Below are 23,594 nucleotides of genomic sequence, written 5' to 3'. Positions count from 1 at the left end.
TATGCCACGAACGGCCTTTCGCCCACAACAATCAAGAAAAACCCGTCACTTCAACAAGTTGCTGAACTTCTTGCGGAATTTTGCGAGCTTCGGCGCGACCACGAGTGAGCAATACGGTTGCGCTTCATGACCCCGAAAATACCCTTGGTGATAGCGTTCCGCGGGGTAGAACCGTGGCAAGGGTGCGATCTCGGTAACGATCGGGTCAGCAAAAACACGATCACGCGTCAGCGCTTCGATCAAGGATCGCGCCTCGGCACCCTGTGCCTCGTCGGTGTAGAAGATCGCGCTGCGGTACTGCGGCCCGACGTCGTTGCCCTGCCGATTTGGGGTCGTCGGGTCGTGGATTGCGAAGAACACTTCCAGCAGATCGCGATAGCTGACGACACCCGCGTCGAAATCGACTTTCACCACTTCAACATGCCCGCTGTCGCCACGACATACAGCCTCGTACGACGGATCGGGAAGATGCCCACCGCAATAGCCTGACGTCACCGCCAGCACCCCCTTCATCTGCTCGAAGACAGCCTCCAGGCACCAGAAGCATCCCCCGCCCAGCACTGCCGACTGCACACCTGCCCGTACATCCATCGCTCACCTCCGTGTAAACTTGCGACCAGCCAATCGCACTCCGTTTCGACCGCAGCAATGCAACACTGTTTCACAGTTCAGCGCTCAATTTTTCGGCCGATCTGCCGATCGCGAAAATCATGAAGGTAGAAAAACAAGCGGACGGGATCTGGATCGTTCGCACACCTGATGGTCGCGTCGCGGGAACCCTCGATGGCCGCTATGGAGAGTGGGTTGCGCGCGCCGGCGCGCTGACCTTGGGTGTCTGCAGATCGCGCCAGACCGCGGAGATTCTCGTCAGGGCGCACGCCAACGGGCAGAAGTCCGCGAAGTGGCTCAACGGAAACTGATGTTGTAGTGCAGATCGATCGCGTTGTCGCTACCCGCGCGCGCCACCATCGATACGCGGCGCGTCAGCGCATAGCTCAGCTTCACCAGACTCTCACTCCCGCTGAGGCTTTGCTCGTAGGTCAGGTTGATATCCCGCGTCAGCCGTTTGCCGAGCATCACCACCTGGCCGGCGACCGTATCGCCACCTGCGCTCGCGCTGCTGCTTGAAAAACCGGTTGCCGAGCCGGCAACCTGGCTCGTCGCGCCATGGCCGAGGCCACGGTTTTCCGACTGCGCGATCATGATCTGATCGATACCGAACGTATTCGCGATCTGGTTCGTCAGCCCGCCTGTCTGGTCGCCCAACACAGCACCGGCCGCCGCCATCAGCAAGGCCGCATCGCCATCGGAGTTGCCGCCCGGTGCCCGACCGAGCACGATCCACGAGAGCTTCTCGGCGTCCGGCACGTTCGGTTCTGAAATCAGCCGGACCTTGGGCCGCTGCGCCGAGCCGCTGATCTGCACGCCGGCCTCTACTGCCAGGCCTTTACGGACCGCTTCGATCGACAAGGTCGGATTGTCCAGCGGCCCCTGAAAGGTAATCAGACCCTCGTCGATCGACAAGCGCTGGCCATAGGCGTCGTACTGCCCATCACGGGTTTCGATACGCCCACTGGCACGCAGCGCCTCGCCCGGGCGTGCGCGCAAACGGATCGCGCCGGCAAGTCGGGTATCGACACCAAAGGCGTGCAGGTAGAGCGCATTGCCCAGATCGGCTTCGACATCAGCGGTGATACGGAACGGCTTCTCCTGCGGTTTGGTACGCCCGCGCACCACAACGTCGTCGTCAAGCGTTGGCGCGCCGGTACGCGTCGGCCCAATGAAGCCGGCCGGCACCGTCACGCTGCCCGTCACCGCCATCGAATCCCAGCCCGTCTTGATCTGTCCCTCGCCTGACAACATCAGCCACAGGTCACGCCGTTGCAGGATCGGCAGACGATCGGCGTTGATACGGAAACTGCCCTCGCCGGTTGCGAGCTCCACTGTGCCGGTAGCCGTCGCGCTACCGGGCTGGACGGTCAGGCCCGCGTAGTCGATACGCTTTTCGTTGGGCCGCACGCGACTCGGTGACGTGAAGGACAGATCATCGAGATAAAGCCGATCGGCATCGAAGCGCGCCTTCAGCACCCCACCGCCGAGCCGCAGCCCTTGCTCGACCAGCATCAGCCCCAAGCGTTCGCCGCTGATGGCACCAGTAGCAACCGGGTTGTCCGGCGTGCCGCTCAGGGAAAAGTCGCCGGTCAATCCGCCCTCGGTGCGCAGGTTCGGATCGAGCAGGGGTCCGATCCAATCAACCGACGGCACCTCAAGGCGCGCGCGGCCCAACAGCGGCAGGCTGCGTGCGATTCGCCAGCCCTTGCCTTCGCGGCGCGACTGCGCGGTGGCGGAGGCCGAAATGACGCCGATGCGCGTACCGGCAGCACTTGCAGCAAGGGCAAGCCGGTCGTCGTTGGCTGCGATGATGGCTTCGAATTCGGTGAGGCCCAGCGCAACCGGCGCGTCCCCCTCAAGCACCAGGTCACCCGCTTCGCGGAACACACGGATCTGCCCGTTGACCGCCTTCTGCAGATGCAAGTCCCATTCGGCACCCATCTGCAGCGTGTTGCCGCGTGCGACCACCTGCTGCGATTCATTGAGCGCAAGCCCCAGGCGCAACCCCGTCATCGAACCCTTGGCAACAATCTCGTCCGGGTTCCAGCGGGTTTCGTCGAGCCGGAACGATGCGCGATCACCGAGCAAGCGCGTCTTGCCAAGTCGGAAGTGGTCTGGCCCGACTTCCAACGTAGCCGGCTCGGCCAGCGACGCCTCGCCGTTCCACTCAAGGTCGAAGCGGTCAAGCATGCCGTTCCAGTCAAGGCGATCCGACAGGCCGCCATGCGCGGCGAGCTGCAGTGCATGGGAGCGCGGGAAGTCCGCCTCCAGGGTCACGCGATGATCCGAGCGCTTGCCAAGCACGGTAAGGGCGCCGCGATGAACGATCTGTTCCGCGCCCGCCGCCGAGCGCAGGCCGCCCAGCGTAAACCGTATGTCGATCGCGCCTTCTCGCCCCTCACTCAATCGGCCACGCAGATTCACCGCATCCACACGGACGACATCGGGCACCGCGAGCTGCGAGGCAACGAGGTCGATCTGCCCGGCGGGCTGATCCAGCGTGCCGCGAGCGGACAGGCGGCCCGAGAAGCCTTGCCCCAGATGTTCGAGTTGCGGCGCGTCGACCCGCAGCGTGAGCCGATCGCCAGCCGCGCCGAAAGCGCCCTGGACTGCCAGCCGATTGCCGAGCGCGGCGAGGCTCACATCGGCATGATGAATTCGCGAGCCATCGAGCGACAGCGAACCGCCCCCCGATAGCGGCATGCCAGCAAGCCGGCTATCCGTCAGCTGCAACTGGCCGTCGAGCGCTAGACGCGGTGACAAGCGGCCGCTCGCCGCCAGCGTGCCGTTCAACTGGCCACGCGGTGCCTGGTTCCAAAACGCAGCCGGATCAAGGTCGCGAGCTTCACCGTTGACCTTGAAGTTCTTCGCGGCGCCGAGATCGAACCAGCCCGTCGCGCTCGCGAGCATGGCGCCCATGGTCAGGCGCAGTCGCTCCACTTCGATGCGCTCCCCGCGCAAATCCCCGGCGAGATCGGCAACCAGGCGGCCATCGCTCAGCTTGCCTTCGAGGCGTTGACGCGCCGGCTCGCCACGCGCGACCAGCTCGCCACCCAGGCGCGCCGTCGGCAGCGCCTTGTGCAGCTTTGCCGGATCGATGCCAGCAAGCGAGATCCTCGCGTCGGTGCGGCCAATCGCATCCGGCGCCCCTTCTGGCGACGGACGCCAGGCCAGGGCGCCGGCGATACGCCCCGCCCCCGGCAGCGCAAGCGCCAATTCCTTGACGATCAACTCGCTCGCGTCAAAGGTCAGGCGCCCGGAGGCCCGTTCGATCGGCAGACGCCCTTGGTCGATACGCCCCGGTGCGGCGTTGGTGATCTCAAAAGGCCCTTCGATTCGCGACTCGGCCAGCCGTGCAGCCTCTGGCACCCCGTGCGGGTCAAGCGCCGGCTGCAGCCGCACACGCACCTGCAACGCAGCCTCTGGCGCATCCGGATGAAAACGGCTCGGATCGATCGGGCCGCCCTCCAGCGCAATGGTCCGGAGCAACATCGGCTCGAACAGCCGCAAGCCGAGTTCCCCGTCGGCCTTCATTGCGTCGCTGCTCGCTTGCAAGCCCAGCGTCATGTCGGTCAGCGACCCATGCGCCGCGAGTTTGGCCTCGATCGGATGCGCGCCGTAGTGCGCCGAAATGTTGCCCACGGCATCGATGGCAAACGGCGCCATCGTCGCGAGCGTGCCATCGAGTCGTGCCGGGCCCCAGTCGGTGGTGCCGGAGACGTGCGAAAACCGCCAAAGCTCGTGCCCCATGTCCGCGGCGGCAGACGCCTCGCGCAACTCGAACATGCGGTCGAGCTTCGCGCCATCGCGCTGGAACAACGTGAAATGGCCGAGTGCCACATCATCCAGGCGCAGCCCTATCGGCAAGGCGATGGCGTTGAGCGGGCCGCTGGGCTCATGTGACAGCGTGTAGGTGACCGAAAGGCTCTGCACCCGGACCCGCTTTGCGTGCACCCAACCGCTCAGCAGTTCCGAGGGCGACCAGTCGATGGCGAGCTTGCGGGCATCGACATCGACGCCCGCCATGGCGAACACGAAGCGCTCCGCACGCAGGGAATCAGCCAGCCGACCACTCGGTTGCTCGATGCGGATCTGGCCGCGGGTCGCGACGTCCAGCGCATGCGCGAGAAAGCGCAACCCGCCTTCGGTACCGATCGACCAGCTGATGGCCACCCAAGGCAGTACCGCCGCCGCTGCCCCCAGCAGAATCGCCAGCGGACGCCGCGCCGCACGCCCCACGATGCCGGGTCGCGGCTCCGAGGCTGGCGCCGGGGTCTCGGGAGTGGCTTCGTCAGCCTGCATGCTGCGGCCGACGCCGACTCAGGCGAACAGTCGCGCCAGCTCGGCGCCAGGATCCGCCGCGCGCATGAACGCCTCGCCGACGAGGAACGCATTGACCTGCCGCGCGCGCATCGTCGCGACATCAGCGGTCGACAGAATGCCGCTTTCGGTGACGACGATTCGGTCGGTAGGAATGCGATGCAGCTGCGACAAGGTGGCGTCGAGGCTCACTTCGAAGCTGCGCAGGTTTCGGTTGTTGATGCCGACCAGCGGCGTCTTCAATTGCAGCGCGATATCGAGTTCGTCCGCATCGTGCACCTCGACCAGCACCGCCATTCCCAAGGCGTTGGCTTCTGCCTCAAGCGCGGACAACTGCGCCAGCGCAGTCGCCGGAGCGTGGCCCACCGCGCCCTCGGGCGGCAGGAAGGCCGCCACGATCAGCAGAATGCAGTCGGCGCCCATGGCGCGCGCTTCATGTACCTGGTAGCTGTCGACAATGAAGTCCTTGCGCAGCACCGGCAGTGAGCAGGCGGCGCGTGCTGCCTTGAGGTAGTCCGGCGAGCCCTGAAAGTAGTCACGGTCAGTGAGCACCGACAGGCAGGCCGCCCCACCCTGCTCGTAGGACATTGCGATCTCGGCCGGGCGAAAATCGGCGCGGATCACGCCTTTGGACGGGCTTGCCTTCTTGATTTCGGCGATCACACCGGACTGCCCCGCCGCAATCTTTGCACGCAGGGCCCCGACAAAATCACGCAGCGGCCCACCTTGATCGGCCGCCACACGCATCGCTTCGCGCGACACCACTGCAGCGCCCGCTGCAACTTCCTCGCGCTTGGTTGCGATGATCTTCTGAAGAATGTCTGACATCGGCTCTTCCGTCGCTCAGGCGGCAAATTTCTTGGTGTACTCGACCAGCTGATCGACCTTGGCCCGCGCTGCGCCGCTCGCGATCGTCGCGATGGCGCGCTCGACGCCATCGGCCAGCGAGTCGGCAATGCCCGCCACGTACAGGCTGGCACCGGCGTTGAAGGCAACGATATCGCGCGCCGCAGGCAATTTGCCGGTCAATGCGCCCAGCAACATCTCACGTGAATCCTCAACGGTCGCAGCACGCAAGGCCGAGGCTGCGTGCAGCGGCAGGCCGACATCTTCCGGCGACAAGCGGTACTCGCGCACCACACCGTCGCGCAACTCGCCCACCATCGTCGGCGCGGAGATCGACAGCTCGTCGAGACCATCCAAGCCATGGACGATCATCACATTGCGTGCGCCCAGGCGCTGCAGCACCCGCACCTGGATGCCGACCAGATCGGGGTGGAACACGCCCATCAACTGATTCGCCGCATTGGCCGGGTTGGTCAACGGGCCGAGGATGTTGAAGATCGTCCGCACGCCCAACTCGCGCCGTACCGGGCCCGCATGTTTCATGGCCGCATGGTGGCTGGGCGCGAACATGAAGCCAACACCGATGTCGTCGATGCAGGCGCCCACCTGTTCCGGGCTCAGCGAGAGATTCACACCGAGCGACTCGAGCACGTCGGCCGAGCCGGACTGCGACGACACCGAACGACCGCCATGCTTGGCCACCCGCGCCCCGGCGGCGGCGGCAACGAACATCGCGCCGGTTGAAATATTGAAGGTGTGCGCGCCATCACCACCGGTGCCACAGGTATCGACCAGAGTCTGCACATCGGATTTCAGCGGCACCTTGGTCGCGAATTCACGCATCACGGTGGCAGCGCCGGCGATTTCACCAACGGTTTCCTTCTTCACCCGCAGTCCGGAGATGATGGCCGCGATCATCACCGGCGACACCTGGCCGGACATGATCTGCCGCATCAGATCGACCATCTCCTCATGGAAGATCTCGCGGTGTTCGATGACGCGTTGAAGGGCTTCTTGGGGGGTCATGCTCATCCTCCGCACATGTGAATGAAGCGGCGCTCAGCCGCTTCATTCATGTGCTTTCACATGTCGAGAAAGTTCTTCAGCAACTGGTGGCCACCTTCGGTCAGGATCGACTCCGGGTGGAACTGCACGCCTTCGATCGGCAGCGTGCGATGCCGCACGCCCATGATCTCGCCGTCCTCGGTCCACGCAGTGACTTCCAGGCAATCGGGGCACGTTTCACGCTCGATCGCCAGCGAGTGGTAACGCGTTGCCGTGAAGGGATTGGGCAACCCGCGGAACACACCCTTGTCGGCATGCGAGATCGGCGAAGTCTTGCCGTGCATCAGGCGCTTGGCGTGCACGATCTTGCCGCCGAAGGCCGCGCCGATCGACTGATGCCCAAGGCACACGCCAAGGATCGGCAGCTTGTCGGCGAAGTGCTTGATCGCCGGCACCGAAATGCCCGCCTCGGCCGGCGAACACGGGCCGGGGGAGACGACGAGCTTCTCGGGCTGCATCAGCTCGATCTGCTCGACGGTGATCTGGTCATTGCGAAACACCCGCACATCGGCACCGAGTTCGCCGAAGTACTGCACGAGGTTGTAGGTAAAGCTATCGTAGTTGTCGATCATCAGCAGCATGGCAGGGCTCCTTATTCGAATCGGGTGTCGAGGCCGCGTTCGGCCATCTCGGCAGCGCGCAAGACCGCACGGGCCTTGTTCTGCGTTTCCTGCCATTCCGATTCGGGATTGGAGTCGGCAACGATGCCGGCCCCCGCCTGTACATGCAGCTGACCGTCCTTGAGCACTGCGGTGCGGATCGCGATTGCGACGTCCAGCTCACCATCGAAGCCCAGATAACCGACGGCACCCGCGTAGATGCCGCGCTTGACCGGCTCCAGCTCGTCGATGATTTCCATCGCGCGGACCTTCGGCGCGCCGGACACGGTGCCGGCTGGAAACGCGGCGCGCAGCACGGCAAGCGGCGCAGCGCGCTTGTCTTCGAGTTCCTTGAGCTCACCCTCGACATTCGAGACGATGTGCATCACATGTGAGTAACGCTCAACGATGAACTGCTCGGTGACCTTGACGGTGCCGGTAGCTGCAACGCGGCCGACATCGTTGCGACCGAGATCGAGCAGTTGAAGATGCTCCGCGCGCTCCTTCTCGTCGGCGAGCAGATCCTTCTCCAGCGCCAGGTCCTCTTCATGCGTCGCGCCGCGTTTGCGCGTGCCGGCGATCGGTCGCACAGTGACGGTGCCGTCTTCGAGCTTGACCAGGATCTCCGGCGAAGCGCCGACGACATGGAAGTCCTCGAAGTTGAAGTAGAACATGTACGGGCTGGGGTTCAGCGCGCGAAGACTGCGATAGAGCGCCATCGGACTGGCCGCGAAGGGCTTGCTCATGCGCTGCGACAGCACCACCTGCATGATGTCGCCATCGACGATGTACTGCTTGGCGCGCCCGACCGCCGCCTTGAAAGCCTCTTCGCCGAAGCTGCTGACCGCTTCGGCCGGTTCGACCGACACATCCTGCGGAATCGCGACCGGCTCACGCAGCTTCGCAAGCAGCTCCTTCAGGCGCCGCTGCGCGCGCTTGTACGCACCGGGCACTTCCGGCTCGGCGTACACCACCAGCGTCAGCTTGCCGGAAAGGTTATCGACAATCGCGATCTCTTCGGACAGCAGCAACACGATGTCCGGCACGCCGAGCGGGTCCTTCGGCTCATGCTTGGCCAGCTTCGGCTCGATGTAACGCACGGTGTCGTAGCCGAAGGCACCGACCAGGCCGCCGCAGTACCGCGGCAGGCCATCGCGCGGCGGCACCTTGATCCGCTGCATGAATTCGCCAATGTAGTTGAGCGGATCGCCGTAGTCGCGACGCTCGACGAGGCGATCATTGGTCAGCAGCAGGGCCGAGCGGCCGTACACCTCGATGCGGGTGTTGGCGCGCAAGCCAATGATGGAGTAGCGGCCGAAGCGCTCACCGCCCTGCACGGATTCGAGCAGGTAGGTCCAGGACTCGTTGGCGAGCTTCAGGTAGATCGACAGCGGCGTATCGAGATCGGCAAAGGTCTCGAGCGTCAGGGGGATGCGGTTGTAACCCTGTTGGGCCAACGCGAGAAATTCGGATTCGGTCATCATGACTCCACGTTCTTGTCCCGCGCCGGGCGCCCAATCGGTGAGGCGCACTTCAAGCTGGTCGCGGGCGGATTGTCCTGAACATCAGGGCGCGGGCGAACCGCGCCAGAACTGCGGTGTGGGGGCTTAAAGAGCCCGCCACGAGCACCCGGTGCGCTGCCATCGTGCGGCGGCGCGAGACGGGAGGTGCTCCTTTCCGATGTTCAGGTTCTCGCAGGTCATGAGGGTCGAGGTTCAGGCCGAAGCGCGCCCGATCAGGCGCAGCAATCCGGGGAATGCCGATACTAACCCGTCGCATTCGATGGTGTCCACGGCGCGCCCCTCGCTGTAGCCATAGGTCATCAAGAGCACTGGTATCCCTGCCGACTGAGCGGCCAGCGCGTCGTTCGCCGAATCACCAACCATCAGCGCACGCGTCGGCGACACGCCCAGCGCTTCGCACGCATGCAGCAACGGTGCGGGATCGGGCTTTTTCACCGGTAAGGTGTCTCCGCTGACAACACAGCCGAAGAATTGCGCCAGGCCCATGTGATCGAGCAAGGGCAGCGTAAAGGCGCCGGCCTTGTTGGTGATGCACGCCATTCGGATGCCCTGTGCCTGCAAGGCACCGAGCGTGTCCGCCACGCCTTCGTAAATTCGTGTGGAGTGCCCATTCACTGCAGCGTAATGGCGGCGGAATACCGCGACCGCGGCTTCCAGCGATGCCCCGTCACGCGCGGCGCGCCCGTCAGTCAGGCAGCGCTCCACAAGGTTCGGAATACCCCGCCCGACAAACCGCGTGACCTCGTACAGCGAGCGAGTCGGCTCGCCCAGCTCCTCAAGCATCCGCCGTGCGGCCTCGTGGAGATCGGGGATCGTGTCGAGCAGCGTGCCGTCCAGGTCGAACAGCACCACATCCACATCGAAGCGGGGCGTCGTCATCGTTCAGACCTGGGCCAACTGCTCGCGCAGCGCGGCGATCACGCTGTCGTAGCGATTGGGGTCACTCGCCTTGCCGGCCCCGAACACGGCCGACCCGGCCACGAAGGTGTCGGCGCCCGCGCGGGCAATCTCGGCAATGTTGTCGACCTTCACGCCACCGTCGATCTCCAGCAGCACCTTCTTGCCGGTTTGCTGCTCCCATGCATCGAGGCGTTTGCGCGCCTCGGCGAGTTTCACCAAGGTCTGCGGAATGAACTTCTGGCCGCCGAACCCGGGGTTCACCGACATCAGCATGATCAAGTCGATCTTGTCCATCACATGATCGAGCCAGGACAAGGGTGTTGCCGGATTGAACACCAGGCCGGCCTGACAACCGTGGTCGCGGATCAGCGCCAGCGTGCGATCCACATGACGGGTTGCTTCCGGATGAAAGGTGATGACATTGGCGCCCGCCTTGGCGAACATCGGCACCAACGCGTCGACCGGCTCCACCATCAGGTGCACATCGATCGTCGCGTTCGTCAGCGGGCGCAGCGCCTCGCAAACGAGCGGGCCGATCGTCAGATTCGGCACGTAATGGTTGTCCATCACGTCAAAGTGGATCCAGTCAGCGCCGGACGCCAGAACGTTCAAAACCTCTTCGCCAAGCTTGGCGAAGTTTGCCGACAGGATGCTCGGCGCGATGCGATAACTCACGGTGTTCCCCCACCCCAAAACCGCGATTTTCCCAGATGCGGACGGATTCCGGAAACGGACCGTGAATTCGAACATGGCGCGCCGGGCGAATGCCCGTTTGAATGAGGGTCTGACTCAAACCCGGCCAACCCGCCATGCCTGAAGCAAAGTCGCCAGCGATTACCGTGTCCGCGCAAGCGCAATACATCGAAGAGCAGTCGGACGCGGAGGCGGGCCGTTTCGTCTTTGCCTACAAGGTGACGATCGAGAACACAGGCGATACGCCGGCACAGTTGGTCAGCCGTCACTGGGTAATCACCGATGCCGCAGGGCATGTGCAGGAAGTAAGAGGCATCGGCGTGATCGGCGAGCAGCCTCGGCTCGCTCCAGGCGAAGCCTTCGAGTACACCAGCGGCTGCGCCATTGCGACCGCGGTCGGTACGATGCGAGGGGCCTATCAGATGGTGGCGGAAGACGGCACACAGTTCGAGGCCGAGATTCCGGAATTCGTGCTCGCCGCGCCCGGCATGCTTCACTGAACGCGGCTACGGCCCTAACCGCGCCGCAGGGCCTCAGGCGAGGCGCAGCGTGGCTATCGCGTGCAGCGACTCGGGCGCCGTCTCGTCGCCGACCAGACGGACGACCACCGGCACGCCGGCCGATTCCGCCGCCGCCGCAACGGCCGCCACGGCGCGGCGGTGCAGGTCGTCTCCTGCGGCGGAGACGCTGACGTAGTGCAAGGCACTGCCAAGCAAGGTTTCAATTCTCAAACGCACCGGGTCCGACACCCGCAAAGCGCAGCGCAAACCGCGCGCAATCAGATCCGACAGCGCTTCAGGACGCACCATGCCTGCGTCGAACTCGAGGACCAGCGTTGCGCCCACCGCGCCAATGCGCGCCACGACGCCACGACAGGCCGTCACGAAGCGAGGGTCGCTGAGACTGGACCGCGCAGGCGCCATCGCCCACACACCGCCTGCGGCGCCCTCTGCGGCCACCGCGAGGCGCTCAAGCAACTGAAGATCCGCATCCAGCGCCAGCCCGGCATCCGGCGCCACAAGATCCGGCAGTAGAACATCACGCGCCTGGTCTCGAGACCACGCCGCGGCGTGCAGGCGTCGGGTCCAGATTTGGCCGTCCGCACCGACGAGCACGTCCCAGTGGGCCCCAAGCGCACCCTCGGCCATGGCAGCACGCCAGCTCGCCTCCGCCGCGTCCTGCTGCGCGACCAACTCATCGAACTCAGGTGCGGCGAAGCGGAAGCAGTTCTTACCCGCATTCTTCGCGCGGTACATGGCCACATCGGCAATCGCAACCAGGGCGTCGTCCTCGCCGTCATGCGGATACACGGCAACGCCGATGCTGGCCGCTACGCGCAACAGATGATCGCCGTATTCGATGACCTCGGTGGCACAGGCCACCAGCTTGTAGGCCAAGCGTGCCGCCGCGAGCGGATCGGCCAGCTCATCGGCGATGACCACGAATTCGTCGCCACCCAGGCGCGCAACGGTATCGCTCTCGCGCACCGCGGCAACGAGGCGGCTTGCCACCGTGCGCAGAACCTGGTCACCCGCAGCGTGGCCATGCTGATCGTTGACCGGCTTGAAGTTGTCCAGATCGATGAAAAACAACGCGAAGCCAGCCCGGTTGCGCCGCGCCTTGGCTTGAATGGCGTTGAGCGCCTGACGGAAGCCCGTCCGCGTAAGAAGGCCGGTGAGCTCATCGATGCCGGCCAGCGAGCGGCTTTGCGCATGCGCCTCGCTTTGCGCGGCGGTCTGGCGCACGAGTTCAGCGCGCGCCTCGGCGAGCAGGGCCGTCTGCCGGCTGATGTCCTCGCGCAAGCGATTGCTGCGCCGGCTCGCGACGACGCCGACCACCAGCACCGAGATCAATACCGCAAGCGCGATCCAGACCGCCATCGGCTGGCGATCGACGGCCTGCCGCGCCACCGCGATACCGGACTTGATCGGCATCGCGCCCGGCTCGGCGGCGTATAGCTTGGGGTCGCCGGCGATGACCCAGACCTCGCGGTTGAATTCCTCAAGCGGCAGCAGCTGATCCGTCGACACGCTCTTCTCGGCGCCTCGGTGGATGATGAAGTTCAGCTGCGTCGCCTCTTCTGCAATCGGCACATCAAAATACACGCCGAAGTCAGTGGTGCCGGCCGGCTTCAGCGGCTCGGTCCAGCGGGTGTCCTCGCCAAGGTTATGCCCCTCACCCCAGACATGAAGCCCCCAACCGTTGTAGAGGCCATCCGCGCGGTGGAAGTGAATACGCGCAAACCCTTGCGGCGCCACCGCCCACGCGGGAACGGACGCGCCCAATACCGCCAGCACCAGCGCTAGCCAGGCAAGAAATCTGAGTGGCATTGGGCGTCGTGACATCAGGAGCGGTAGTCAGCGTTGATCTTCACGTAGTCGTAAGAGAAGTCGCAGGTCCAGACCGTAGCCGCCGCGGGGCCGCGGGCGAGATCGATACGCACGGTGATCTCTTGCGATTTCATGATACGTGCACCGTCGGCCTCGCGATAGGCCGCCGCGCGGCCGCCCAGCTCAGCGACGAGGACCTCGCCGGCAGCATCGCCCAGCCAGACGCGCAGTCGATCGACATCGAGGTCCGCAACGCCAGCGTAGCCGATTGCCGCCAGGATGCGGCCGAGATTCGGGTCGGAGGCAAAAAAGGCGGTTTTGACCAACGGTGAATGCGCAACGGCGTAGGCGACCTTGCGACATTCCTCCCGGTTCGCGCCGCCCGCAACCGCGATGGTCATGAACTTGGTGGCGCCCTCGCCATCGCGCACGATCGCCTGAGCCAGCCACACCGCCACCTCGATCACGGCCGAACGCAGCGCGGCATAGTCGGCGGAGGCCGCGTCGGTGATTTCTGCGGCGCCGGCCGCCCCGGTCGCGATCAGGATGAAGGAATCGTTGGTGGAGGTGTCGCCGTCGACGGTGATGCTGTTGAAGGACAGATCCGCCGCCTCACGCACCAACTGCTGCAACAACGCTTGCGAGACAGCCGCATCGGTCGCCATGAAGCCGAGCATGGTCGCCATGTTCGGCTTAATCATGCCGGCGCCCTTGCTGATGCCGGTGATCGTCACCGTCTTGCCGCCCAACTCGATGCGCCGGGACGTGGCCTTCGCGATCGTATCGGTCGTCATGATGCCGTGCGCAGCGTCATACCAGCCATCGGCACGCAAGTCAGACTGCGCAGCCGGCAGCCCGGCCACCAGGCGATCCATCGGCAGATGCTCAAGGATCACGCCAGTCGAGAACGGCAGTACCGACGTCGCCGCAATACCCAGGCGCGAGGCGACCGCCTCACAGGTTGCGCGGGCGTTCTGCAAACCCAGCGCGCCGGTACCCGCATTCGCGATACCCGTGTTGATGACCAAGGCGCGAATCGCCGAGCCCGCCTCCAGGTGAGCCTGGCAGACCTGAACCGGTGCCGCGCAGAAACGGTTCTGCGTGAACACGCCGGCAGCGCGGCTGCCTTCCGCCAATTCGATCAGGGTCAGGTCGCGACGATCGGCCTTGCGGATACCTGCCTGCGCGACGCCCAGTCGGACGCCGGCGACCGGCAGCAGTTCAGAGGCGATGGGCGGATTCAGGCAAACAGGCATGGCGGCTCCAGGCAGTTAAGGCCGCGACAGGGCGGCCGATCAGCCTGCAAGTTTAACGGATCAGGCACGTGCCCCCCGAGCCGCTACGTGTTCGAAGCCCATCGACGCCTGCTGCACGAAATGCAGCACCCCAGTCGCATCCTCTTCGGACAGCACCGCATCCGCCTTGATGCGATCTGCGTAGAACGCGCCGATCGTCCGGCCATGCACCACGATTGGGGCGATGACGAACGGTGGCACGCCCCCGGCACGAGTCAGGCGCTCGAGGCGCACCGGCGCCTCGAAGGCATTGGCAACGACGAAACTCTGCTGGCGCGCCACCACGGTGTTGACCAGCTCGCCGGGGCTGCCATCGAGCGCAAACTGAAATGCCCGCACCAGCGCATCAGCGCCGGGCCCCAAGCCGGCCTTGCCAACCAGGTGCTGGCGATCCGGTGTCAGCATCGCAAACAGGGCGCGATCCATGCCGATGCCGCGGAAGATCCCCTCCAGCGCCAGCGTCAGCACGTCGTTCAAATTCGGTTTGCCCGCGATCAGCATCGAAAGGTCGCGCAGGATCTTGAGTTGCAACAAGGGGTTCGGACCGCTCGAATCCTCGTCTTCCTGCACCGTCACGGCGCCGCCGCTGCGCGGCAGAGGAATCAGTCGCGCCGCCTCATGCGCCCCGTAGTTCACCGCAGCCTGCGCAGCGGCAACGGCGTTATCGGTGATCAGCGGCAGGATTTCGTCCAGGGGCCGGTCGAGATGCTTCGAGATCTGGTCGAGCACCTGTCTTGTGGCGGGCGCCTCCCAGCCTCCCTCCGCCTGCCGCGCGAGCGAGTGTGCCAGCGCAACCGATTTCTCGCGGTCCCCGCCCCGCTCGCCTTGTTCGATGACACTGGTCAGCAAGCCACCCAAACGCCAGTCCTTCACCAAGCCCAAGGTAATCTGGCGCAGTCGATAGCCCAGCACATTCTGCTCGGCCACTTCGGCGGGCACGCCGGTTGACAGCGTGCTGTCGAGCGACTGAGCCGCCTCATCGCCAAAGCACCAGAAGGCCATCTCACCGACACGGGCGAGCAAGGCGGAAATGAAGACTTCTTCCGGGTTCGGGTCTGCCTTCAGCGCGGCCAGGGTGCGCGCTTGAACCGCAGCATGAAAGGCGCGCGCCATCTCGGTCACGACGCGCTCCCGCACGCCGCCACGCAGCAAGGCGTCGATCAGCACGAGCGACAGCGCCATGTTGGCGACCGCGTCAAAACCAAGTACCACAAGGGCGCGGCTGACCGTGCTGATGTGGGCGCGAGAGGGATTGAAGTACGCGCTGTTGGCGAGCTTGAGCACCTTGGTCGTCAGCGCGGCGTCCTGCAGGATGATCGAAGCCAGCGCCGAGGCCGACGCCTTCTCGTCGTCCGCGACTTCGCGGATCGAGTCCACGGTGCGCCCGAACGCCGGCATGTCGCGTTCGCGTATGCGCGCGACGAAGCCCTGGGCCCCAAGGCGGCGAGCGTCCTGCAGCGTGGTCACGATGGCTGGCTCCTACATGTCACAAACCCTTAACGGCAGCGAAACCAGCAAGCTGTAGCGCATGCAAGCAAAACGCCGGCACTCGGCCGGCGTTTTCTGGGGACGGAAGACAGCCGATCAGCTGAGCTTGCCGTGGCAGTGCTTGAACTTCTTGCCCGACCCGCACGGGCACGCATCGTTGCGGCCCACCTTGATGCCACCTTGAGCCGGCATCGGCCGCGCCTCGCTGCTGGCTTCCGCAGCGGCCAGCGCTTCGTCATAGTCGGCGTGGTGGTACTGGACATTGTCGACCGGCGCCGGTTGCGGCTCGGCCTCTTCCAGCTGTTCCTCGGAGCGGATCTGCACCGTCATCAGCAGGCGCGTCACTTCGATTCGAACGGTGGAGAGCAGGCTCTCGAACAACTCGAAGGATTCGCGCTTGTACTCCTGCTTCGGGTTCTTCTGCGCGTAACCGCGCAGATGGATCCCCTGCCGCAGATGGTCGAGCGAAGCCAGATGCTCGCGCCAGTGCGTATCGAGGCTGTTGAGCATCACGTTGCGCTCAAAACCGCGCCACGCTTCCGGATTGACCGGCGCGATCTTCTCGGCGTAGGCCGCATCGGCCGCTTCGATGATCTTGCGCAGCAAGTCGTCGTCCGACAGGCTCTGGTCGTCCTTGCTCCACTGTGCAACCGGCAGCTTGAGCTGGAATTCACCTTCCAAGGCACGCTCGAAGCCCGGCAGATCCCACTGCTCCTCGACGCTCTCGGCCGGCACATAGGTGCGGAACAGGTCGTGGAGCACGCCCTGGCGCATCGCCGTGATGGTCTCGCCGATTTCGTTTGCTTCAAGCAGTTCGTTGCGCTGCAGGTAGATGACCTTGCGCTGGTCGTTCGCAACGTCGTCGTACTCCAGCAATTGCTTGCGGATATCGAAGTTGCGCTGTTCAACCTTGCGCTGGGCGGACTCGAGCGAACGCGTAACGATGCCCGCTTCGATCGCCTCACCTTCCGGCATCTTCAACCGCACCATGATCGCGTTGAGGCGATCGCCAGCGAAGATCTTCATCAGCGGATCTTCCAGCGACAGGTAGAAGCGCGATGCACCCGGGTCACCCTGGCGGCCGGAACGGCCACGCAACTGGTTGTCGATACGCCGCGACTCGTGACGCTCGGTGCCGATGATCTTCAGGCCGCCGGCCGCGATCACCTTCTCGTGCAGCACCTTCCACTCGGCGCGCAGCGCGTCAATCTTCGCCGCCTTTTCCTCTTCCGGCACCGAGGCGTCTTCGCGCAGCAGGGCGATCTGCTTCTCGACGTTACCGCCGAGCACGATGTCGGTACCGCGGCCTGCCATGTTGGTCGCGATCGTGATCACGCCCGGGCGGCCCGCCTGCACGATGATCTCGGCCTCTTTGGCATGCTGCTTGGCGTTGAGCACCTGATGCGGCAGCTTCTGCGCATCGAGCAGGTGCGACAGCAGCTCGGAGTTCTCGATCGAGGTCGTGCCGACCAGCACCGGCTGACCGCGCTCGTGGCAATCCTTGATGTCGCGGATGATCGCGTCGTACTTCTCCTTGGCGGTGCGATACACCAGATCGTTCGCGTCGATACGGATCATCGGGCGATTGGTCGGGATCACAACCGTTTCAAGGCCGTAGATCTGATGGAATTCGTAGGCCTCGGTGTCCGCCGTACCGGTCATACCGGAAAGCTTGGCGTACATGCGGAAGTAGTTCTGGAAAGTGATCGACGCGAGGGTCTGGTTCTCGGCGTTGATCTGGACGCCTTCCTTGGCCTCGACCGCCTGGTGCAGGCCATCGGACCAGCGGCGCCCTGCCATCAGGCGGCCGGTGAACTCATCGACGATCACCACTTCACCGTTCTGCACAACGTAGTGTTGGTCGCGGTGATACAGCGAATGCGCGCGCAACGCTGCGTACAGGTGGTGGATCAGCAGGATGTTTGCCGGGTCGTACAGGCTGGAGCCTTCGGCCAGCAGGCCCGCCTTCGCCAGCAGCCCTTCGGCGGTCTCGTGCCCCTGCTCGGTGAGCAGGACTTGATGGGCCTTCAGGTCGACCGTGTAGTCGCCGGGCACCGTAACGTTCTCGTCCTCGCCCTCCTGCTTCTTCAGCAGCGGCGCGACGGCGTTCATCTTCACATACAGGTCGGTGTGATCGTCGGCCTGACCGGAGATGATCAGCGGCGTACGGGCTTCGTCGATCAGGATCGAGTCAACTTCGTCGACCACCGCGAAGTTCAGGCCACGCTGTACCCGCTCGCCGGTCGAATAGACCATGTTGTCGCGCAGATAGTCGAAGCCGAACTCGTTGTTCGTGCCGTAAGTAATGTCGCAGCTATACGCGGCCTGCTTGGCCTCGTGCGTCATTTGCGACAGGTTGCAGCCGCAGGTCAGCCCGAGGAAGCCGTAGACACGCCCCATCCAGTCCGCATCGCGGCTGGCAAGGTAGTCGTTGACCGTGATGACGTGCACGCCTTTGCCCGACAGCGCGTTCAGGTAGGCCGGCAGGGTCGCCATCAGCGTCTTGCCCTCGCCCGTCCGCATTTCGGCGATCTTGCCGTAGTGCAGTACCATGCCGCCGATGAGCTGCACATCGAAATGCCGCATGCCGTGCACCCGCTTGCCAGCTTCGCGCACCACCGCGAAAGCCTCCGGCAAAAGCTTGTCGAGCGATTCGCCGTTTGCGTGGCGTTGCTTGAACTCGTCCGTCTTCGCACGCAGCTGTTCGTCGGTCAATGCCGCGATGCCCGGCTCCAGCGCATTGATGGCGCGCACGGTGGACATGTATTGGCGAACCAGCCGCTCATTCCGGCTGCCGAAGATCTTCTTGAGGAGGCCTGCAATCATGTTGACTCGGGGGTCAGGCGTAAAAGCGGCGATTCTAACACGCGGGCCGCAATGCCCCCGGACGCGGGGGTCAAACGCATGAGCCGACCACCCCGCGCGCGCCTGATTGGCACCCTGGTCGGCGGCGATTCGCCGCTCGCGCGACTGCAGGAACACGCCCGCCAACTCGTACGCCTGCAGCGCCAGCTTGACCTGCAACTGCCTGACTACCTGCAGGGTGCAGTGGCCGTCGCGAACCTGCAGAACGGCGTCCTTGCTCTGCATGTGCAGAACGCGACAGTGGCTGCGCGCCTCAAGATGCTGTTGCCGCGACTTCGCGAGGGCCTCGCGGCGCAAGGCGCGCAGATTGAGGAGATCCGCGTGCGCGTTCGACTACAGAAGAATACCGATGCGCGTCGGCCGCAGCCGGTGCGCGAGATTGATGCGGACGTGCTCGCCGGACTGGAGCACCTGAAAGAACAGTTGAGCGAGCGGTCACCGCTCGCCGCGCCACTGGCACGGCTGATCGAGCGCGCCGCGCGGCGCCGCTCGTAATCAGAACACCGGCATCAGCACACGCTCAAGCAGGAGCAAGCCAAGAAATACGAGCACCGCTACGAGAGTGAAGCGGGCCAGGTTCTTCGCCAAGCGCAAATAGCCTGCGCGGCCGGTGAACAGGTAGGCGAAGTAGCTCGCAACGCCACCGATCGCAACCAGAACGACGAGCAGCCGTAAGATCAGCACGCCTCAGGCCGCGGCGTGGAGTTCAAAGGCGCGCGAAAGCGAAGCCGGTACATCTTCATCGCGGTCGAAACTCACGATATCCCAGGCAGTCTTGTCTTCGAGCAACGCGCGCAGGACCTGGTTGTTGAGCGCATGACCGGACTTGTGCGCCGAGTACGCCGCCAACAAGGGATGGCCCGCGAGGTAGAGATCGCCGATGGCGTCCAGCACCTTGTGCTTGACGAACTCGTCGCCGTAACGCAATCCATCGGCATTCAGGACACGGTACTCGTCCATCACGATCGCGTTGTCGAGGCTGCCGCCACGAGCGAGGCCCGCGTCGCGCATGTACTCCACCTCGTGCATGAAGCCGAAGGTGCGGGCACGCGAAATCTCCCGCACGTATGAATGCTCGGCAAAATCGACCGAGACCTCGGTGCCGGTTCGATCGATTGCGGGGTGATTGAACTGGATCGAGAACGCGAGGCGAAAGCCTTCATGCGGATCGAGGCGAACCCATTTATCCCCCTCCCTCACCTCAACCGGTTTCAGTACGCGCAGGAACCGCTTCGGAGCACCCTGCTCTTCGATACCGGCGGACTGGATCAGAAAGACAAAGGGCGCTGCCGACCCATCAAGGATCGGAATTTCGGGGCCATCTACATCGACATAGGCATTGTCGACACCCAAGCCAGCCAACGCGGACATCAAGTGTTCGACGGTACCGATCTTGGCCTCGCCCTGCTGCAAGCCCGAACACAGGCGCGTATCGACGACCGAGTAGGGCGAAGCAGGCAAATCGACCGGCGGGTCAAGATCGACCCGGCGAAAGACGATGCCGGTATCCGGTGCTGCCGGGCGCAGGCTGAGCGTTACCTTGATGCCGCTGTGCAGCCCGACACCGGTGGCGGTGACGATGGTCTTCAGCGTGCGTTGTCCGAGCATAGACGGGCTCCGGCAAGAGATTGATCGGAAACGATTTTATCACGCGAGCAGCAGGCGACGATTGACACCCGCTATCGTCAGCATAGGCCACGGATATCCAGAAACGAAAACGCCCCGCCGAGGCGGGGCGTTCGATTCACCATCTGCCGATCAATCCGCTTGCTTGCGCAGGAAGGCCGGGATATCCAGCGTACCGAAGCCGTTGGCGCTCATCGCCTCGACGGTCGAACGGCGGTGCTGGCGACGGATGACCGCCGGCTGTTCCAGATCGGCATAGTTCACTTCGATCCCGACGTTGTCGGTGCCGGTGCGAATCACGTGCATCGGCGGCTTCTGCGCGGCAGCCTTCGCAACGCCAAGGCCCGTTGCGACAACGGTCACGCGGATGCGATCTTCCATCGCTTCGTCGAACACGGTGCCGTAGATCACGAATGCGTCGGCATGGGCGAAGGCGCGCACGGTATTCACCGCTTCACGGACTTCACTCATCTTCAGCGAACGGCTCGCCGAGATGTTGATCAGCACGCCACGCGCGCCCGAGAGTTCAACGCCTTCAAGCAGCGGGCAGCAAGCAGCCTGTTCAGCCGCGATGCGGGCGCGATCGATGCCGGCCGCTTCAGCCGACCCCATCATCGCGCGGCCCATTTCGGCCATCACGGTGCGGACGTCCTGGAAGTCGACGTTGACCAGGCCCGGAATGTTGATGATTTCAGCGATGCCGCCGACCGCGTTGCGCAGCACGTTGTCGGCGGAACGGAAGCACTCTTCAACGCTGGCGTCGTCGCCATGCACTTCCATCAACTTGTCGTTCAGCACCACGATCAGGGAGTCGACGTGCTTGGCGAGTTCTTCGATGCCGCTGTCCGCGACACGATTGCGGTTCTCGAAGTCGAACGGCTTGGTCACCACGGCGACCGTCAGGACGCCCATCTCGCGAGCGACTTCTGCGACAACGGGCGCGGCGCCAGTACCGGTGCCACCGCCCATGCCGGCGGTAATGAAGGCCATGTGCGCGCCGGTCAGCGCGTCGGCGATCCGGTCACGCGCATCCAGCGCCGCTGTGCGACCAGCTTCGGGCTTCGCGCCCGCGCCGAGGCCGGAATCGCCGAGCTGAATCTTGGTGGCAGCGCTGCTGCGCTTGAGAGCCTGGGCGTCGGTATTGGCACACACGAACTCAACCCCTTTGACCCCTTCGCGGATCATGTGGTCGATGGCGTTACCACCCGCACCGCCAATCCCGATCACTTTGATGACGGTTCCGACGGCTTCTTTTTCCCTGATCTCGAACATCTGCCTAGCCTCCTGATTCAGCCCTGGCGCAGGTGGTGCACCCCGCTGTCGGGGAATTTAACAACCACCTAAATATAGTACGCCAATGAAAGTTTACAACTAAATATCGGCGCCATGCCACATGCAATTGCTGCGCCGTGAAATACTTTGGCTCGCGTGCTTAGAAATTGCGCGCAAACCACGCCATAACTCGTTGAAATGACTGCTTCACGCTACGTGTTTCGTGCGCGTGCAGCCCCCTGCGCCGTTGCGCTGCCGCCTCGAAAAGCAGGCCCATTGCGGTCGCATACTGCGGGTGGCAAACCATGTCGGCGAGACTGCCCTGGTAATGCGGAATGCCGATGCGCACCGGGGTATGGAAGATCTCCTCGCCCAGTTCCACAACGCCGGCCAGCACCGCCGAGCCGCCCGTCAGCACGAGGCCGGAGGACAGCAGTTCCTCGTAGCCACTGCGACGCAGTTCGGCCTGCACCAGCTCGAACAACTCGGACACGCGCGGCTCGATCACATCGGCCAAGGCCTGACGCGAGAGCTTGCGCGCGGCGCGCTCGCCAACGCTCGGCACATCAATCATCGCTTCCGGATCAACCAAGGCCGGCATCGCAACGCCGTAGCGGATCTTGATCTCCTCGGCCTCGGCCGTCGGCGTACGCAGCGCCATGGCAATGTCATTGGTAACCTGATCGCCTGCAACTGGAATGACCGCCGTGTGGCGGATCGCGCCTTGCGTGAAGACGGCGATGTCGGTCGTGCCGCCGCCGATGTCGACGAGACACACGCCGAGCTCTTTCTCGTCCTCGGTCAGGGTCGCGAAGCTCGACGCGAGCGGCTGCAACACAAGGTCGTTGACCTCCAGGCCGCAGCGGCGCACGCACTTGACGAGGTTTTGCGCCGCGGACACCGCTCCGGTGACGATGTGCACCTTCACTTCGAGGCGCACGCCGCTCATGCCGATCGGCTCGCGCACACCGTCCTGGCCATCGATGATGAATTCCTGCGTCAGGATGTGCAGGATCTGCTGGTCCGCCGGCAGCGGCATCGCCTTGGCCGTTTCGATCACGCGCTCAACGTCGAGCGGCGTGACCTCGCGATCCTTGATCGGTGTCATGCCGTTCGAGTTGAAGCTGCGGATGTGGCTGCCTGCAATGCCGGTGTAGACATCGCGGATCTTGCAGTTGGCCATCATCTCGACCTCCTGCACGACCTTCGAGATCGCCTCGACGGTGGCTTCGATGTTGACCACGACGCCCTTGCGCAGGCCGCTGGATGGCTGCGACGCGGCGCCGACCACTTCGAAGCGGCCGTCCGGCTTCATCTCGGCGACCAGCGCGGTGATCTTCGAGGTGCCGATGTCGAGGCCGACAATCAGATCCTTGTATTCCTTGCTCATTGTTTTGCCTTGTTGCTGGGGGCCACGGCGACCTGCACCGCAAATCCGGTCGGGTAGCGCAAGTCCGCCACCGTCGCGGGTGCCTGCAGGCGAGTGCGCGCCTGCGGCCAAACTGATACGAACCGCGCCAGGCGTTCGCCAAGCGGGGTGTTAGGCTGATCACGTCCAAGCTCGATCACGAGCCCGTCTTCGAGGCGGATCTGCCAGGCCTGCCGCTGCGAGTAGTTCAGGGCGGCCGGCACGGCGCTGATCGATGCAAGCTGAGACGCGAAGTCGCGATAGCGCTCGAGCACCTGCGACGCGCTCCCCTCGGGTCCGGAGAAGACCGGCAGGTGCGCATTGGTCGCGGCGATGAAGACCTCGCCTTGCTGATTCACCAGGCGTGTGTCGCCGTTGTCGCCGGCGCGCCAGTAGGCCGCGGCAACATGTTCCTCGAGCTTCACCTCAAGTGTTGCGGGCCACACGCGCCGCACTTCTGCGCGACGCACCCATGGCAGCTTCTCGAACGCGGCACGTGCGTCGTCGAGACTGACACTGAAGAAATTGCCTTTCAGGCCGGAACGCGCCGCGAACTCAAGCTGCGCGGAGGTCACCTGCGACAGCGGTGAAACCACCACGACTTCACGGAAACCGAAAAGAGGCATGGCGAGCGCGGCGCGCATCGCGGCATAGCCGAGCGCGACCGAGGCGAAGAGCAGCAGCGCATCCGCGATGCCGTTCATCCACTCCGGTCGATGCCAGAGGCCGCGCGGCTCAACAGCGGCGCGCGC

The 23,594-nt window shown here is 64.4% G+C and carries 20 protein-coding genes; 3 read left to right on the top strand and 17 right to left on the bottom strand.

The genetic code is table 11. The annotated features are described in order from the left end of the window. Nucleotides 1-45 precede the first annotated feature (45 nt). The gene (gene msrA, locus HH302_RS01010; RefSeq protein ID WP_172196908.1) at nt 46-591 is read right to left on the bottom strand and encodes a peptide-methionine (S)-S-oxide reductase MsrA; all 546 of its coding nucleotides are present in this window, start codon (nt 589-591) and stop codon (nt 46-48) included. Nucleotides 592-710: 119 nt separating this feature from the next. Here msrA and HH302_RS01005 point away from each other — a divergent pair, with 119 nt between their 5' ends. Further along, nucleotides 711-920, top strand: a complete 210-nt coding sequence (locus HH302_RS01005; protein ID WP_172196906.1) for a hypothetical protein — start codon at nt 711-713, stop codon at nt 918-920. Here HH302_RS01005 and HH302_RS01000 read toward each other — a convergent pair. The 7 genes from HH302_RS01000 to rpe form a co-directional block, all read right to left on the bottom strand. Next, nucleotides 907-4,914 carry a translocation/assembly module TamB domain-containing protein gene (locus tag HH302_RS01000; protein ID WP_172196904.1) on the bottom strand — a complete coding sequence of 1,336 codons (4,008 nt, stop codon included), beginning with the start codon at nt 4,912-4,914 and terminating at the stop codon, nt 907-909. The two genes, HH302_RS01005 and HH302_RS01000, sit on opposite strands and share 14 nt — an antisense overlap. A gap of 18 nt (nt 4,915-4,932) precedes the next feature. Further along, nucleotides 4,933-5,760, bottom strand: coding sequence for an indole-3-glycerol phosphate synthase TrpC (trpC, locus tag HH302_RS00995; protein ID WP_172196902.1), 828 nt, complete (start codon nt 5,758-5,760; stop codon nt 4,933-4,935). Nucleotides 5,761-5,775: 15 nt separating this feature from the next. Next, nucleotides 5,776-6,810, bottom strand: coding sequence for an anthranilate phosphoribosyltransferase (trpD, locus tag HH302_RS00990; RefSeq protein WP_206253866.1), 1,035 nt, complete (start codon nt 6,808-6,810; stop codon nt 5,776-5,778). Nucleotides 6,811-6,860: 50 nt separating this feature from the next. Next, entirely contained in the window at nt 6,861-7,424 is a 564-nt protein-coding gene (locus tag HH302_RS00985) for an aminodeoxychorismate/anthranilate synthase component II (RefSeq protein WP_172196898.1), read from the bottom strand. A gap of 11 nt (nt 7,425-7,435) precedes the next feature. Then, entirely contained in the window at nt 7,436-8,923 is a 1,488-nt protein-coding gene (gene trpE / locus HH302_RS00980) for an anthranilate synthase component I (RefSeq protein ID WP_172196896.1), read from the bottom strand. Between the two features lie 234 nt (nt 8,924-9,157). Beyond that, on the bottom strand, nt 9,158-9,844 hold the full coding sequence (locus HH302_RS00975; protein WP_172196894.1) for a phosphoglycolate phosphatase: 687 nt from the start codon (nt 9,842-9,844) through the stop codon (nt 9,158-9,160). Between the two features lie 3 nt (nt 9,845-9,847). Continuing rightward, nucleotides 9,848-10,540 (bottom strand): ribulose-phosphate 3-epimerase, encoded by a 693-nt coding sequence (gene rpe, locus HH302_RS00970; RefSeq protein ID WP_371814541.1) that lies wholly within the window; start codon nt 10,538-10,540, stop codon nt 9,848-9,850. A 134-nt stretch (nt 10,541-10,674) separates the two neighbouring features. Here rpe and apaG point away from each other — a divergent pair, with 134 nt between their 5' ends. After that, on the top strand, nt 10,675-11,058 hold the full coding sequence (apaG, locus tag HH302_RS00965; RefSeq protein ID WP_172196890.1) for a Co2+/Mg2+ efflux protein ApaG: 384 nt from the start codon (nt 10,675-10,677) through the stop codon (nt 11,056-11,058). 33 nt (nt 11,059-11,091) lie between these two features. On the opposite strand, the gene HH302_RS00960 is transcribed toward apaG, so the two are convergent. The 4 genes from HH302_RS00960 to secA form a co-directional block, all read right to left on the bottom strand. Then, on the bottom strand, nt 11,092-12,888 hold the full coding sequence (locus HH302_RS00960; protein ID WP_172196888.1) for a diguanylate cyclase domain-containing protein: 1,797 nt from the start codon (nt 12,886-12,888) through the stop codon (nt 11,092-11,094). Nucleotides 12,889-12,902: 14 nt separating this feature from the next. Beyond that, on the bottom strand, nt 12,903-14,144 hold the full coding sequence (gene argJ, locus HH302_RS00955) for a bifunctional glutamate N-acetyltransferase/amino-acid acetyltransferase ArgJ (protein ID WP_172196886.1): 1,242 nt from the start codon (nt 14,142-14,144) through the stop codon (nt 12,903-12,905). Between the two features lie 60 nt (nt 14,145-14,204). Next, complete coding sequence (locus HH302_RS00950) at nt 14,205-15,650, bottom strand: HDOD domain-containing protein (RefSeq protein ID WP_172196884.1); 1,446 nt, start codon at nt 15,648-15,650, stop codon at nt 14,205-14,207. 117 nt (nt 15,651-15,767) lie between these two features. Continuing rightward, a complete protein-coding gene (gene secA, locus HH302_RS00945) occupies nt 15,768-18,497 on the bottom strand; it encodes a preprotein translocase subunit SecA (protein ID WP_172196882.1) in 2,730 nt (909 codons plus the stop codon). Between the two features lie 78 nt (nt 18,498-18,575). On the opposite strand from secA, the gene HH302_RS00940 reads away from it, so the two are divergent. Then, nucleotides 18,576-19,031 carry a DciA family protein gene (locus HH302_RS00940; RefSeq protein WP_172196880.1) on the top strand — a complete coding sequence of 152 codons (456 nt, stop codon included), beginning with the start codon at nt 18,576-18,578 and terminating at the stop codon, nt 19,029-19,031. Here HH302_RS00940 and HH302_RS00935 read toward each other — a convergent pair whose 3' ends face one another. From HH302_RS00935 to HH302_RS00915, 5 genes are all read right to left on the bottom strand, one after another. Then, nucleotides 19,032-19,220 carry a hypothetical protein gene (locus HH302_RS00935; RefSeq protein WP_172196878.1) on the bottom strand — a complete coding sequence of 63 codons (189 nt, stop codon included), beginning with the start codon at nt 19,218-19,220 and terminating at the stop codon, nt 19,032-19,034. It lies immediately after the preceding gene. Nucleotides 19,221-19,223: 3 nt separating this feature from the next. Then, nucleotides 19,224-20,144: a UDP-3-O-acyl-N-acetylglucosamine deacetylase gene (gene lpxC / locus HH302_RS00930; RefSeq protein WP_172196876.1), complete on the bottom strand. Its 921-nt coding sequence runs from the start codon at nt 20,142-20,144 to the stop codon at nt 19,224-19,226. 150 nt (nt 20,145-20,294) lie between these two features. Further along, complete coding sequence (gene ftsZ, locus HH302_RS00925) at nt 20,295-21,434, bottom strand: cell division protein FtsZ (protein WP_172196874.1); 1,140 nt, start codon at nt 21,432-21,434, stop codon at nt 20,295-20,297. 160 nt (nt 21,435-21,594) lie between these two features. Then, nucleotides 21,595-22,824 (bottom strand): cell division protein FtsA, encoded by a 1,230-nt coding sequence (gene ftsA / locus HH302_RS00920; protein WP_172196872.1) that lies wholly within the window; start codon nt 22,822-22,824, stop codon nt 21,595-21,597. Further along, nucleotides 22,821-23,546, bottom strand: coding sequence for a cell division protein FtsQ/DivIB (locus HH302_RS00915; RefSeq protein WP_172196870.1), 726 nt, complete (start codon nt 23,544-23,546; stop codon nt 22,821-22,823). The genes ftsA and HH302_RS00915 overlap by 4 nt, the downstream gene beginning before the upstream one ends. Nucleotides 23,547-23,594 lie beyond the last annotated feature (48 nt).

The sequence above is a fragment of the Niveibacterium sp. COAC-50 genome (genome assembly GCF_013184235.1).
GTDB classification, from domain to species: Bacteria; Pseudomonadota; Gammaproteobacteria; order Burkholderiales; family Rhodocyclaceae; genus Niveibacterium; species Niveibacterium microcysteis.
The sequence above is the reverse complement of the archived record's forward strand: the minus strand, read 5'-3'. Positions and strand labels throughout refer to the sequence as shown.